At 57.7% G+C, this 13,826-nt stretch carries 14 protein-coding genes; 8 read left to right on the plus strand and 6 right to left on the minus strand.

The window, feature by feature from the left end; genetic code table 11:
* Nucleotides 1–118 precede the first annotated feature (118 nt).
* The 3 genes from ahpF to I6G90_RS03105 all read right to left on the minus strand — a co-directional run bounded on the left by ahpF (nucleotide 119) and on the right by I6G90_RS03105 (nucleotide 3,546).
* Nucleotides 119–1,699 carry an alkyl hydroperoxide reductase subunit F gene (ahpF, locus tag I6G90_RS03095; RefSeq protein WP_197929698.1) on the minus strand — a complete coding sequence of 527 codons (1,581 nt, stop codon included), beginning with the start codon at nucleotides 1,697–1,699 and terminating at the stop codon, nucleotides 119–121.
* A 154-nt stretch (nucleotides 1,700–1,853) separates the two neighbouring features.
* Nucleotides 1,854–2,420, minus strand: coding sequence for an alkyl hydroperoxide reductase subunit C (ahpC, locus tag I6G90_RS03100; RefSeq protein ID WP_011705621.1), 567 nt, complete (start codon nucleotides 2,418–2,420; stop codon nucleotides 1,854–1,856).
* Nucleotides 2,421–3,099: 679 nt separating this feature from the next.
* The gene (locus tag I6G90_RS03105; protein WP_042656350.1) at nucleotides 3,100–3,546 is read right to left on the minus strand and encodes a CBS domain-containing protein; all 447 of its coding nucleotides are present in this window, start codon (nucleotides 3,544–3,546) and stop codon (nucleotides 3,100–3,102) included.
* Nucleotides 3,547–3,758: 212 nt separating this feature from the next.
* Between I6G90_RS03105 and queA the strand changes: the two genes are divergently transcribed.
* The 7 genes from queA (at nucleotide 3,759) to nlpI (ending at nucleotide 10,728) form a co-directional block, all read left to right on the plus strand.
* Nucleotides 3,759–4,811, plus strand: a complete 1,053-nt coding sequence (gene queA, locus I6G90_RS03110) for a tRNA preQ1(34) S-adenosylmethionine ribosyltransferase-isomerase QueA (protein ID WP_197929700.1) — start codon at nucleotides 3,759–3,761, stop codon at nucleotides 4,809–4,811.
* A 74-nt stretch (nucleotides 4,812–4,885) separates the two neighbouring features.
* Entirely contained in the window at nucleotides 4,886–6,022 is a 1,137-nt protein-coding gene (gene tgt, locus I6G90_RS03115) for a tRNA guanosine(34) transglycosylase Tgt (RefSeq protein WP_042063376.1), read from the plus strand.
* A 52-nt stretch (nucleotides 6,023–6,074) separates the two neighbouring features.
* A complete protein-coding gene (yajC, locus tag I6G90_RS03120; RefSeq protein WP_042063375.1) occupies nucleotides 6,075–6,410 on the plus strand; it encodes a preprotein translocase subunit YajC in 336 nt (111 codons plus the stop codon).
* An 18-nt stretch (nucleotides 6,411–6,428) separates the two neighbouring features.
* Entirely contained in the window at nucleotides 6,429–8,282 is a 1,854-nt protein-coding gene (secD, locus tag I6G90_RS03125) for a protein translocase subunit SecD (RefSeq protein WP_197929702.1), read from the plus strand.
* 10 nt (nucleotides 8,283–8,292) lie between these two features.
* The gene (gene secF, locus I6G90_RS03130) at nucleotides 8,293–9,240 is read left to right on the plus strand and encodes a protein translocase subunit SecF (protein ID WP_042656348.1); all 948 of its coding nucleotides are present in this window, start codon (nucleotides 8,293–8,295) and stop codon (nucleotides 9,238–9,240) included.
* Between the two features lie 84 nt (nucleotides 9,241–9,324).
* Nucleotides 9,325–9,693, plus strand: a complete 369-nt coding sequence (locus I6G90_RS03135) for a rhodanese-like domain-containing protein (protein WP_075112702.1) — start codon at nucleotides 9,325–9,327, stop codon at nucleotides 9,691–9,693.
* Nucleotides 9,694–9,783: 90 nt separating this feature from the next.
* Nucleotides 9,784–10,728 carry a lipoprotein NlpI gene (gene nlpI, locus I6G90_RS03140; protein ID WP_287867858.1) on the plus strand — a complete coding sequence of 315 codons (945 nt, stop codon included), beginning with the start codon at nucleotides 9,784–9,786 and terminating at the stop codon, nucleotides 10,726–10,728.
* 65 nt (nucleotides 10,729–10,793) lie between these two features.
* Here nlpI and I6G90_RS03145 read toward each other — a convergent pair whose 3' ends face one another.
* Together I6G90_RS03145 and ubiU are read right to left on the minus strand one after the other, a co-directional pair.
* Nucleotides 10,794–11,666: a U32 family peptidase gene (locus I6G90_RS03145; protein ID WP_197929704.1), complete on the minus strand. Its 873-nt coding sequence runs from the start codon at nucleotides 11,664–11,666 to the stop codon at nucleotides 10,794–10,796.
* Between the two features lie 11 nt (nucleotides 11,667–11,677).
* Entirely contained in the window at nucleotides 11,678–12,673 is a 996-nt protein-coding gene (ubiU, locus tag I6G90_RS03150) for a ubiquinone anaerobic biosynthesis protein UbiU (RefSeq protein WP_139406247.1), read from the minus strand.
* 189 nt (nucleotides 12,674–12,862) lie between these two features.
* Here ubiU and ubiT point away from each other — a divergent pair, with 189 nt between their 5' ends.
* Nucleotides 12,863–13,396 carry a ubiquinone anaerobic biosynthesis accessory factor UbiT gene (ubiT, locus tag I6G90_RS03155; RefSeq protein ID WP_139406249.1) on the plus strand — a complete coding sequence of 178 codons (534 nt, stop codon included), beginning with the start codon at nucleotides 12,863–12,865 and terminating at the stop codon, nucleotides 13,394–13,396.
* On the opposite strand, the gene I6G90_RS03160 is transcribed toward ubiT, so the two are convergent.
* Nucleotides 13,349–13,765 (minus strand): hypothetical protein, encoded by a 417-nt coding sequence (locus I6G90_RS03160; protein ID WP_111808403.1) that lies wholly within the window; start codon nucleotides 13,763–13,765, stop codon nucleotides 13,349–13,351. The genes ubiT and I6G90_RS03160 overlap by 48 nt on opposite strands.
* Nucleotides 13,766–13,826 lie beyond the last annotated feature (61 nt).

The raw sequence follows: 13,826 nt of genomic DNA on the forward strand, positions 1-13,826 counted from the left end.
AGTCATGAACAACCCCGCCATTTGCTGCGGGGTTTTTATTGCACATCAATGCAGATGTAAAAAAGCCGACGCTCGTGTTTACTTCACCGGGCGTCGGCTTTTTGTTAAGCGGGGTTTATCAGGCGGTAATGGCGTCAGCCTTGGTTGCTTCCGGCGCCGGGTTACGGATGAGGTAATCAAACGCACCCAGTGCGGCGGTGGCGCCGGCACCCATGGAGATGATGATCTGCTTGAACGGTACCGTGGTGGCATCCCCTGCGGCGTAGACGCCGGGCAGGGAGGTCGCGCCCTTGGTATCGATCTCGATCTCGCCAAAGCGGGTCAGTGCAATCTCGCTCCCTTTGAGGAACTCGGTATTCGGCACCAGACCGATCTGGACGAAGATGCCAGCTACCGCCAGGTGCTTGATCTCACCGGTGGTGCGATCTTCGTAATCCATGCCGACCACCTTGCTGCCGTCACCGATCACTTCGGTGGTGCGAGCGCTCATGATGATGTCGATATTGCCCATGGAGCGAGCCTTCTTCTGCAGCACTTCATCGGCACGCAGGGTATCGGCAAACTCCACCACGGTCACATGCTCGACGATGCCAGCCAGGTCGATGGCTGCCTCGATGCCGGAGTTACCACCACCGATCACCGCCACTCGCTTGCCCTTGAAGAAGGGGCCATCACAGTGCGGGCAGTAGGCCACGCCCTTGGTGCGGTACTCGAGCTCGCCCGGTACGTTCAGGTCGCGCCAGCGGGCACCGGTTGCCAGGATCACGGCGCGGCTCTTCAGGGTGGCGCCGGAGGCGAGATCCACATTCACATAGCCATCTTTGCTGATGGCGGCGGCACGCTGTTCGGTGATCACTTCCACGCCGTACTGCTTGACGTGTTGCTCCAGGCTGGCAGCCAGTTTGGGGCCTTCGGTATAGGGCACGGAGATAAAGTTCTCGATGCCGACGGTGTCCATTACCTGACCACCGAAACGCTCGGCGACGATGGCGGTGCGAATGCCTTTGCGAGCGGCATAGATGGCCGCTGCGGCGCCAGCCGGGCCACCGCCCACCACCAGCACGTCGTAGGGATCTTTCTCATTCAGCTCGGCGGCTTTGCGATCGCTGGCACCGGTGTCGAGCTTGGCGACGATCTCTTCCAGCGAGATGCGGCCCTGGCTGAACGGTTGACCGTTCAAGTAAACATTCGGTACTGCCATGATTTGACGTTCAGCGACCTCTTCCTGGAACAGGGCGCCGTCGATCATGGTGTGAGTGATGCCGGGGTTCAGGGTCGCCATCAGGTTCAGCGCCTGCACCACGTCCGGGCAGTTGTGGCAGGAGAGGGAGATATAGGTCTCGAAGTGGAACTCGCCCTTGAGATTGCGGATCTGCTCCTGCACGGCCGCATCGGCCTTGGACGGGTGGCCGCCGCTTTGCAGCAGGGCGAGCACCAGAGAGGTAAATTCATGACCCATGGGGATGCCGGCAAAGTGAACGCGCGGGGCTTGGCCCTGTGCCGCGACACTCATGGAAGGCTTGCGAGCGGCAGTGCCAGAGGTCTGGGTGATCTTGGGGGACATCTCGGCGATCTCGCTGGCCAGTGCCAGCAGCTCTGCAGATTTGTCGCTGTCGTTGCCGGACACGCTGATCTCGATGGGATTGACGATGTACTGCAGATAGGTGTTCAGCTGTTGTTTGAGGTTGGTATCCAACATCTTCGAATTCCTTCTTGTGATTGCGGGTCGGCGTGAAATTTGAGCCGGAAAGGTGACCGGCACATTTAACGCAGGCCGGAGCGCTGACCGGCGCATTTAACCGGGCCGGAAAGCAGACCGGCCCTGAAGCGGGCCGGTCTTGGAAGCGGGAGGCTTAGATCTTGCCTACCAGATCCAGGGACGGGGCCAGAGTGGCGTCGCCTTCTTTCCATTTAGCCGGGCACACTTCACCCGGGTGAGCGGCAACGTACTGAGCGGCTTTGACCTTGCGCAGCAGTTCCAGAGCGTCACGACCGATGCCGCCAGCGTTGATCTCGACGATCTGGATGATGCCCTGCGGGTCAATCACGAAGGTCCCGCGGTCAGCCAGACCGGCTTCTTCGATCATCACACCGAAGTTGCGGGTGATGGTACCGGTCGGGTCACCAATCATCGGGTACTGGATCTTCTGGATGGTGTCAGAAGTGTCGTGCCACGCTTTGTGGGTGAAGTGGGTGTCGGTAGAGACAGAGTAGATCTCGACGCCCAGCTTCTGGAATTCAGCGTAGTTGTCAGCCAGGTCGCCCAGCTCGGTCGGGCAGACGAAGGTGAAATCAGCCGGGTAGAAGAACACCACGGACCACTTGCCTTTCAGGTCAGCGTCAGACACCTGAACGAATTTGCCATTGTGGTAGGCGGTGGCGTTGAACGGCTTGATTTCAGTGTTGATGTAGGTAGACATGTATTAGCTCCTTGGTGATGTACATATGCCTGTCTGGTGTTGAAGAGTCTGTCCGGACCAGGCGTTTAACGTTCGATGGATTCATCATAGGGGCTTTGGTTAATCGATAAAAGCCGCAATTTTGAATCGCTTAAATCTACTTATTAGATAACTCACTATGGCTGTACCTAACATGAATATCTCTGGCGTACAGAGATAACTCCTTGTCGTGGTTCAATATCTGTGCGGTACATCGCCTTTTCAAGGGATGGCAAGCCGTGTGCAGCCGCGATGAGATAAACGGTGGAGCAAACAGGTGGCGCAGGAGGTTGAGGGTGCTGCTCGCAGCGATGGGGATGTGCTGACAAGGGGGAGCAGAAAACGCGGATAAAAAAATCCCGGCGCTATCGTAACGACAGGGCCGGGTCATCAAACAAGGAATGGCTATATAAACAAATGCTTTACAGCAAAGACTAACTACGGGGTGTGCAAACTTGCAGACATATGAGAGGAAGATAATGGGTGCACAATCCCTCGTCTCCCCCTCGGCAACTATTGCATGAGGGGGATAATAGTGTGACATAGATCACAAGGCAAGCATTTGGTGTAATTTTTCAATCAAAATGAAAGTGTTTCATAATTTCAGCCTATTTTGACGGCTGAAAACGCTTTTATTGTAATTTAATTACAGAAATGGCAATCAAAAGTCGGTGGGTGGCTCCTGCTCTTCCATCAATTCCAGCAAGTTGATGGCCACGGCAATAAAGTCTGACTCGGTGACAATGCCGATCAGCTTGCGTCCTTTGAGTACCGGCAGGCAGCCATATTTGTGCCGCTGCAGGTAGAGTGCCGCCTCCTTGATACCGGCATGGGGATCCACACTCGCTACCTGGCGGGTCATGATCTCGTCGAGTTGCACGCTGTCGGTGAACTCGGCTTCCCGCTCCGGATTGATCAGCAACAGTTTGGATTCGCGGGTGGCCAGGATATCGGTAAGGGTCACCAGCCCCAACAAGTGGTGCTGCTCGTCGACGATGGGAATGTGGCGGATCCGCTCCTGCTGCATCAGATCCATCGCCTGTTTGACACTGTTTTCCGGACCCAGAGTGAAGGGATGTTCGGTCATGATTTCGGATAGGGTCATCATGGTGGGCCTCCTTGTGTATCTGCTTTCACCCTAGCCCAGCCACCACTGGCAAAACATGATCAGGGTCAATACAGATCATTAAAGAATCATTAACCGGAGGCGTGTCTCAATATTGCTCGCTATCCCTTGTCTCTCTTGGGTTTTTGGTCTTTTGGGTTGCCTTGGAAGATGGGGATAACTAGACTAGCCGCCGATTCCCCCCGAGGTGAAAGATGCAAGTATCCGATTTTCATTTTGATCTGCCAGACGAGCTGATTGCCCGCTATCCGATGGCAGAGCGTACCGCCAGCCGCCTGTTGCAGCTCGATGGTCAAACTGGCGCCCTGCACCACGGTCAATTTGTCGATGTGCTGGACCAGCTCAACCCCGGTGACCTGCTGGTATTCAACAACACCCGTGTCATTCCGGCACGCATGTTTGGCCAGAAGGCTAGCGGCGGCAAGCTGGAGGTACTGGTGGAGCGTATTCTGGACCCGCACAGCGTGCTGGCCCATGTCCGTGCCTCCAAGGCGCCCAAACCGGGCACCCGGATGATCATGGATGGTGGCGTGGAGGCAGAGATGCGTGCCCGCCACGACGCCCTGTTCGAGATCCACTTCCTCGACCCGCGTCCGGTGCTGGAGATTTTGGAGGCCATCGGTCACATGCCGCTGCCCCCCTATATCGACCGTCCCGACGAGGATGCCGACAAGGAGCGTTACCAGACCGTTTACAATCAGAAGCCCGGCGCCGTTGCCGCGCCGACCGCCGGTCTGCACTTTGATGAGCCGCTGCTTGAGAAAATTCGGGCCAAAGGGGTTGAAACGGCCTTCGTGACCCTGCATGTAGGGGCAGGGACCTTCCAGCCGGTGCGGGTGGAGAAGATTGAAGATCACCACATGCACTCCGAGTATGCAGAAGTGCCGCAAGAGGTGGTGGATGCCATCGCGGCAACCCGTGCCCGTGGTGGCCGGGTGATCGCGGTGGGAACTACGTCAGTGCGTTCGCTGGAGAGTGCGGCCAAAGTCACCCTGGCGCAGGGCAAACCGTTGGCGCCATTCTTCAGTGACACCGACATCTTCATCTTCCCTGGCTACCAGTTCCAGATTGTCGATGCCATGGTCACCAACTTCCACCTGCCGGAGTCGACCCTGATCATGCTGGTCAGCGCCTTTGCCGGTTATGACCACGTGATGGCGGCCTATCAGGCTGCCGTGGCCGAAAATTACCGTTTCTTCAGCTATGGGGACGCCATGTTCGTCACCCGTCGCCAGGCTGAAGCATAAGCTTCAGCGTATTTACCGGGCCGTGAGCGGCCCTCCTATTGTCAGACTGTTTATCTGACGCAGCCGAGGTAGCAATGAAATTTGAACTGAAAACCACCGACGGCCGTGCCCGTCGCGGTCAACTGGTGTTCGAACGTGGCGTGGTACAAACGCCGGCCTTTATGCCGGTCGGGACGTACGGCACCGTCAAGGGGATGACCCCTGAAGAGGTGCGTGAGTCCGGTGCCCAGATCCTGCTGGGTAACACCTTCCACCTCTGGCTGCGCCCGGGTCAGGAAGTGATGCGCGCTCACGGCGATCTGCACGACTTCATGAACTGGCAGGGCCCGATCCTGACCGACTCCGGTGGTTTCCAGGTATTCAGCCTGGGCGACATTCGCAAGATCACCGAAGCGGGCGTCCACTTCCGTCACCCCATCAATGGCGAGAAGATCTTCCTCGACCCCGAGAAATCCATGGAGATCCAGTACGATCTGGGCTCCGACATCGTGATGATCTTTGACGAGTGCACGCCTTATCCGGCGACTTACGAAGAAGCGCGCAAGTCGATGGAGATGTCCCTGCGCTGGGGCAAGCGCTCCCGCGACAAGTTTGATGCGCTGGGCAACAAAAACGCCCTGTTCGGCATCATTCAGGGCTCGGTCTACGAAGATCTGCGGGATGTCTCCCTCAACGGCCTGCTGGAGATCGGCTTCGACGGTTATGCGGTCGGCGGTCTGGCGGTGGGTGAGCCCAAAGAGGATATGCACCGCATCCTCGAGCACGTCTGCCCGAAAATTCCGGCCGACAAGCCGCGTTACCTGATGGGTGTTGGCAAGCCGGAAGATCTGGTGGAAGGGGTGCGCCGCGGTATCGACATGTTCGACTGCGTGATGCCGACCCGCAACGCCCGCAACGGCCACCTGTTCACCACCGATGGCGTAGTGAAGATCCGCAATGCCAAGTATCGCAACGACACCAGCACCCTGGATGCCGATTGCGATTGCTACACCTGCAAGAATTACACCCGCAGCTATCTGTATCATCTGGACAAGTGCAACGAGATCCTCGGTGCCCGTCTGAATACGATTCATAACCTGCGTTACTACCAGCGTGTGATGCAAGGTTTGCGGGACGCGATCGAGCAGGGTAAATTAGACGACTTTGTAACAGAGTTTTACCGTCGGCAAGGGAAGCCTGTGCCTCCGCTAGCTGAAAAAGACGTGAAATAACAACGATATATAAGTTTTTTATCAAATCTACATCAAAACAAGAGGTTGTTAAATGAGCATTATCTCCAAGGCGTATGCAGAAGGCGCAGTTCCGGGTGCACAGGGTGGTGGTATGGAAATGATCATCATGCTGGCCGTGTTTGGCCTGATCTTCTACTTCATGATCTATCGTCCCCAGGCCAAACGCGCCAAGGATCACCGCAATCTGATGACCTCCTTGTCCAAGGGTGACGAAGTGCTCACTTCCGGTGGCCTGGTTGGCAAGATTGCCAAAGTGGCTGCCGATAGCGATTACCTGGTGATCGCCCTGAACGACCAGACTCAAGTCACCATCAAGAAAGACTTCGTCTCCGCCGTTCTGCCCAAGGGTTCTATCCAGTCCCTTTAATCTCCCAAGGAGCACAGCGTGTTGAATCGCTATCCGCTGTGGAAATACCTGATGGTGGTCTTCGTGATCGCCATCGGTTTTCTATATGCAGCCCCCAATCTTTACGGCGAAGATCCGGCCTTGCAGGTCTCTGCCAGCCGTGGTGCCGAAGTCAAGCTAGATACCCTTGACCTGGTGAAAGAGACCCTTGAAACGGCCAAGATCCCGGTCAAACATGCTGCATTCGAGCACGGTTTTATCCTGATCCGTTTCAAGAACACCGAAGACCAGCTCAAGGCGCGCGATATTGTTGCCAGCAAGCTGGGCGACAACTTCATTACCGCACTCAACCTGGCACCTTCCACTCCCGCCTGGCTCGAAGCCATCGGTGCGGCGCCTCTGAAGCTGGGTCTTGATCTGCGCGGTGGTGTGCACTTCCTGATGGAAGTGGACATGGCCGAAGCACTGACCAAGCAGCAAGAGCAGATGGTGCAGGATTTCCGCACCGAGCTGCGCAACCAGAAGATCCGTTACTCCGGCGTGCGCCGGACCGGCGATCTGGTGCAGGTGATCTTCCGTGATGAAGCGGATCAGGAACGCGCTGTTTCTCATCTGCGTCGTCAGAACCCTGATTTGACCTTCACCACCGAGCAGAAGGGGGATGAGTTCATCCTGCTGGCCGGTCTGAGCGAAGCCAAGATCAAGGAAGTGAAGAAGTACGCCCTCGAGCAGAACATCACCATCATCCGTAACCGGGTCAACGAACTGGGTGTGGCCGAGCCGCTGGTACAACAGCAAGGTGCCGAGCGCATTGTTGTTGAACTGCCCGGTATTCAGGATACCGCCCGCGCCAAGGAGATCCTGGGTGCCACCGCGACCCTGGAATTCCACATGGTGGATGAGGCGGCTGATATTCAAGCCGCTGCCGATGGTCGTGTCCCGCCCAGCTCCAAGCTCTACAGCGATCGCAACGGTCGTCCTGTAGTGCTGCAAAAGCGGGTGATCCTGACCGGTGACCACATCGTGGGTGCCCAGTCCGGTTTCGACGAGTACAGCCGTCCCCAGGTCAACATCAAGCTTGATGGCCAGGGTGGCAACAAGATGGCCAACTTTACCAAGGACAACGTGGGTAAAGGGATGGCGACCGTCTTCATCGAGTACAAGCCGGTCGGTCAGCCTGGTCCGGATGGCAAGCGCAAGTTCCGCAAGCAGGAGGAGGTGATCAACGTCGCCACCATCCAGTCGCGCCTTGGCAGCCAGTTCCGTATCACCGGTATCGACAACGCCAACGAAGCCCACAACCTGGCGCTGCTGCTGCGTGCCGGTGCCCTGATCGCCCCGATCCAGATCGTGGAAGAGCGCACCATTGGCCCGAGCCTGGGTCAACAGAACATCGACAGCGGTATGGAAGCCATCGGCTGGGCCATGCTGGTGATCGTGCTGTTCATGGGGATCTACTACCGCGCGTTCGGCTGGGTCGCCAACCTGGCGCTCTGTATGAACCTGGTGTTGATTGTCGGCATCATGTCGATGATCCCGGGCGCCACCATGACCCTGCCGGGTATCGCCGGTATCGTGCTGACGCTGGGTATGGCGGTGGATGCCAACGTGCTGATCTACGAGCGTATTCGTGAAGAGATCCGCAACGGTCGCGGTGTTCAGCAAGCCATCCATCTGGGCTTTGATCGGGCATTCTCCACCATCGCCGACTCGAACGTTACCTCGCTGATCACGTGCGTGATCCTGTTCGGTATCGGTACTGGCGCCATCAAGGGCTTTGCCCTGACGCTGGGCATTGGTCTGACCGCCTCCATGTTTACTGCCATCACAGTTTCCCGTGCCATTATCAACCTGGCTTGGGGTGGACGGCGCATCGACAAGCTGCCCATCTGAGGATAGAGAGATGTTTCAGATTCTACATTTTGAAAAACCGATCCCGTTTATGCGCTATGCCAAGCCGGGTGTGGTTTTCTCTTCCGTGCTGATGGTGATTGCCCTGTTCTTCCTGTTTGATCGGGGTCTGAACTGGGGTCTGGACTTTACCGGTGGTACCACCATCGAGGTGGGGTTCCAGCAGTCGGTGAGCCTGGACAAGATCCACGACGCACTGGAAGAGCAGAAGATTGAAGGGGCAACCCTGCAACACTTTGGCTCCAGCCGTGACGTGCTGTTCCGCCTGACCCCGAAAGAGGGGGTCAAGGTAGAACAACAGGGTAACGAAGTGCTGGCGGCGGCCAAGCTGCTTGACGAGGGCGCTGTGCTCAAACGCGTCGAGTTTGTCGGCCCTTCCGTGGGTGATGAACTGGCGACAGACGGTGCGCTGGCCATGCTGGCCTCCATCCTCTGTATCCTGGCCTATGTGGCGGTGCGCTTCGAGTGGCGTCTGGCGCTGGGGGGTATTCTCTCTCTGGTGCACGACGTGGTGATCACCCTGGGCGTGTTCGCCTACTTCCAGTACGAGTTCGACCTGACCGTGCTGGCGGCGTTGATGACCCTGGTGGGTTACTCCCTGAACGATACCATAGTGGTGTTCGACCGCCTGCGGGAGAACTTCCGCAAGGTGCGTAAAGGGGATACCGACTACATTCTCGATCTCTCCATGACCGAGACCCTGAGCCGTACCATCATCACCTCCGGCCTCACCTTTATCGTGGTGCTGGCGCTGCTGCTCAAGGGCGGTGCGCTGATCCACGGCTTTGCCGTGGCCATGGTGATCGGTGTGGCGTTCGGTACCTACTCCTCCATCTATGTGGCGAGTTCGTTTGCCATGTTCCTCGGCGTCAAGCGCGAGCACATGCTGCCGACCCAGGTAGAGAAAGAGGGTGCGGACCAACAGGAAATCCTGCCGTAACAGTGAAGAGCGCCTGATGGCGCTCTTTTCTTATCTCTGCGTGTCGTTTGCTGACGCACATGATTCAAACAACAGGAGTTTGTCATGCATCACAATCCCCGTTTTTTGGCGCTGGTTGACGGGATCCGCTCCCGTGTCACCGAAACCGATGTTCACCAGATCAAGCGCTGGCAGGATGAAGGGCGCACGTTTCAGCTGATCGACGTGCGGGAAGAGAGCGAGTGGGCCAAGGGCCACCTGCCCGGCGCCCGTTATCTTGGCCGTGGGGTGATCGAGCGGGATATCGAGACCCTGTTCCCGGATCCCGAGACCGAGCTCTACCTCTATTGTGGCGGTGGTTTTCGCTCCATTCTGGCAGCGGACAACCTGCAACAGATGGGTTATCGCAAGGTGATCAGCGTAGACGGCGGTTTTCGCGGTTGGCTGGAGGCCGGATACCCTGTCGAATCCTGATTTATTTGAGGTAGAGGGGCACAGCTACATGACAAAGTGGCAGTTGACCTTTACCATATGCGGGGTCAAGCGTAAGCGTCGGAGTGTTCATTGAACGTCAGGAAAGGGATTGGATACCTCCTTGGTATCCTGTTGTTGCTTCCCATGTGGGGTTGCAGCAGTAGCAGTCAGGTTAACACCCCCAAGGTTCCCAAGCCGCAGCCTGCTTCACTGGTTTTGGCGACCCCCCTGCAGGTCTCCTACCAAAGCGAGCTGGCGTTGGCGCGACTCGGGCAGATGCTCAGTGAAATGGAACTGACCACCGAACAACGGGCAGAGTTGTTCTATGAGCGTGCCGTGGTGTTTGATCGGGTTGGTCTGCGTTCCCTCGCGCGGCTCGATTTCAACCGTGCCCTGCGGGAGAAGCCGGATTTCGCCGAAGCCTACAACTTCATCGGCGTCTATCTGGTACAGCAGCAGAATTACGATGAAGCCTATGATGCGTTCGATTCCGCCCTCGAACTGGCGCCGGACTATGACTATGCCTATCTCAACCGTGGCATCGCCCTCTATTACGGCAATCGTCCCGAGCTGGCCGCGGCCGACATGAAGCGTTTCTACGAGGCGCAGCCGGAAGATCCCTATCGGGTGATCTGGCTCTATCTGGCCGAGCAGAAACTCGACCCGTCGGCAGCCATGAGCCGGATGCGCGAGCGTCTCAACAAGTACGATGACGATGCCTGGAACTGGGATCTGGTGCGCCTTTATATCGGCGAGATCAATGCTTCCCAGCTGATGGGCAACGTGGTGAAAGGGGTGAAGGATAACCGGGAGCTCGCCGAGCGCCTGTGCGAAACCTACTTCTATCTGGGCAAGTTCGAGCTGGGCAAAGGCAACCGCAAGGAAGCCATCAGTTACTTCAAGCTGGCCCTCTCCAACAACGTCTACGACTTTATCGAGCACCGCTATGCGCTGCTGGAGCTGGAGCTGATGGCGCGCAAACCCTTGCCGCCAGGCGCCCAGAGCGCCCGCAGCAAGAGTGATCAGCCCTCCTGATCCACTGCGTTATCGTTGTAAAAAAGGCCTCGCGATGAGGCCTTTTTGTTGGGCGAATGGCGGGCTTATTCCACCAGACTCATGCCAGGGATCTGGCGCCAGTAGCCGTTGCAATCGCGATCCTGCTGCAGAACGAGGGGATGATTGCCCTGCTGGTTAGCCTTGAAGCGGGCCAGCATCTCCAGCGTCTCCATCCCTTGTGGTGAGAGTCTGACCACATCCACCAGACCTTCCATGCCTGCCAGCTCGTTGCCCAGGTTGTAGCAGTAGCCGGACTGGGTCTGGATCCCGTTGAGATTGAACACCCGCTGCCCCTCGCGGCTGTTGGCCAGCCGTCCGGTGGGGTAGTTGATGCAGGCGAGCTCGCAGTTGTCCTTGGGCTTGTCGAGGGAGCGGGCGGTGAAGCAGCGCGCCGAGTAGGCGAGCGGCAGATGGCCGTAGGCAAACACCTCCACCTCGAACTGGTCGCGCAGGGACCCCAGATCCTGATTGAGCTGGATCAGCCAGTCACGGGAGAGCTCCACCGGCATCACCCAGCGCTGCATCCCCTGTTTGAGCAGCATGCGCAGCACATCGGCGTTATAGGCGTTGATGGCGGGGCCACAGACAAACGGGATCCCTGCCTCCCGGGCGAGTTGTACCGTACCGAGATCGTTGGCTTCGACCAGCAGCTCGCCGTTGTCGACCAGCCGCTTCACCTCCTTGAGTTCGGAAGGGGCAGAGATGAGGGCGAGGGTCGAGAGCACTACCTGCTTGCCGGAGCTGGCGACCTGACGGGCCAGCGCAATCCAGTCATCGACTTTCAGTTCGCGTCGCTTGCTGCAGACGGTCTCCCCCAGATAGATGATGTCGGCCTGGCTGTCGGCCGCGGCATGGTAAAAGGCTTCGGTATCGGCTTTGGGCCAGTAGAAGAGCAGAGGCCCGAGAGAAAATTGCATGGGTGGACTCCTTATTGCCACTGGCGATGGTAGGCGCCGAGGGTAGTCTGGCTACCTTCGGAGACGCGGGCGAGCTGGGCATCCCACTCAGGCTTGACCTGATAGGCCTCGGGATTGGCTTGATAGGCATCGATGGCCGCACGCCAGACACGGGTCACCTGCTCTACATAGGCGGGGCTGCGCTGGCGCCCTTCAATTTTGACCGACTGGATCCCGGTCTGGAACAGCTCGGGCAACAGGCCAAGGGTATTGAGACTGGTCGGCTCTTCCAGCGCGTGGTAGGTCTGGCCATCCACATCGAAACGCCCCTTGCACAGAGTCGGATAACCGGCATTTTCACCCGGGCCGTAGCGGTCGATCAGCACCTCGTTGAGCCGTGACTCGAGGCCATTCGGGGTCTCTTCCCAACGGACGAACTTGGCCGGTGAGCAGGCGCCGACCGTGTTGGGGCTCTCGCCCGTCATGTAGGAGGAGAGATAGCAGCGCCCCTCGGCCATGATGCAGAGGCTGCCAAAGGCGAACACCTCGAGGCCAACGTCGGTCTCGCGGGCCAGCTGTTTGACCTGATGCATGGAGAGCACCCGGGGCAGCACCACCCGTTTGACATTGAATTGCTGCTGATAGAAGCGAATGGCGGCGGCATTGGTGGCGCTGGCTTGCACCGAGACATGGAGTTCCATCTCGGGATAGTGGCGGCTGGCATAGTCCAGCACGGCCAGATCGGCGATGATCAGGGCATCGGCACCGAGGGCCACCCCGCGATCAACCGCCTGTTTCCATCGAGCATCGGCCCCGGGATGGGCAAAGGTGTTGATGGCAATATGCAGTTTGCGACCATGTTGATGCACATAATCCACCGCCTTCTCCAGTTTGCTGTCAGTAAAGTTGAGACCGGCAAAGTGGCGGGCATTGGTGTCATCCTTGAAACCGATATAAACGGCATCGGCCCCGTTATCCACGGCGGTTTTCAGTGCCGGCAAACTGCCTGCCGGACAGAGTAATTCCATTGGTACGCTCCGAGAGTGCATATGAAGGGCAAACGAGCCCTGATTGTATGCAGCCATGCACTCCCGCTTTTTGACCTGAGGCAGCTTTGTGTGGCTTTACCCTTCTTGAGGTAACCCTGCACAAGTTTGATTTCCTACAGGATCTTGCCACTCTCCCTGTGTTTGAATGCGCAAAAAAGGGAGTCTATCGTGTTTCAACAATTGCAACGCCGCCTGGTCGAACAGGCTCCGCGCTTCTTGCGCCATCCCCTCAAGCTGGTTCCCTTCAATCTGCAAAAGCAGCTGATGGAGAGTTTGCTGGCCAGGGTCTTCAAAGAGGCCATCGCAGATGGCGATTTCGCGTTTCTGGCAGACAAGTGGCTGAAAGTCGACGTCTCTGATCTGGAGCTGTGCTGGTTTATCAGTGAGCAGAACGGCCAGTTGGTGGTGGCGCGCGAGTGTGACAAGGCCGATGTCTGCTTCAGCGGCACCGCCAACGACCTTATTCTGATTGCCGGTCGCAAAGAGGATCCGGATTCGCTCTTTTTCCAGCGCAAGCTGAAGATCGAAGGGGATACCGAACTGGGTCTTGAGGTGAAAAACCTGATGGACAGTCTGGATCTCGATGGCTTGCCGAGCCTGATGAAGTATCCCCTGATGGATCTGGCGACGTTTATCGAACGCGCCCGCACCGAGTCAGCGCAGGCTCCGGTGCAGGCGGCGCCGAGCGGGATCCCGTCTTAAGTGGACAATCACCCCGTGGGCATGGCGGCGATAATGGTGCCGTGCCCAGAGGCAACGACAGGCCCACAGACAGGGTACCAAGGCGATGAGTGCCGCAGGGGCGGGCAGTTGTGACATGGCCAGCCCCGCAGCCAGCCAGATGAAGGGCTGCGCTTCATACAGCCACTCCGGCTGCAGCCAGCGTTTGCTCGGAAAGATAATCAGGTCGGTACGCCGGTAACTGGAGCGCATCATCCAGGTCACGGCCCCGGCGATAAACAACAAGGCGCCTGCAAACCAGAGCAGGGGCTGTTCACCTAACATAATGATGGCAATAGCCATCAGCAGGTAGAGGCTGGGCAATCTCTCATAGATAAAGGGAGGAAGCATGGCGTTGTGTCTCCTGTGCCGTTAACCGGATATCCATCAAGTTTAGTTTCTCTCTCTCACT

The sequence above is a fragment of the Aeromonas allosaccharophila genome (assembly GCF_016026615.1).
GTDB lineage: Bacteria > Pseudomonadota > Gammaproteobacteria > Enterobacterales > Aeromonadaceae > Aeromonas > Aeromonas allosaccharophila.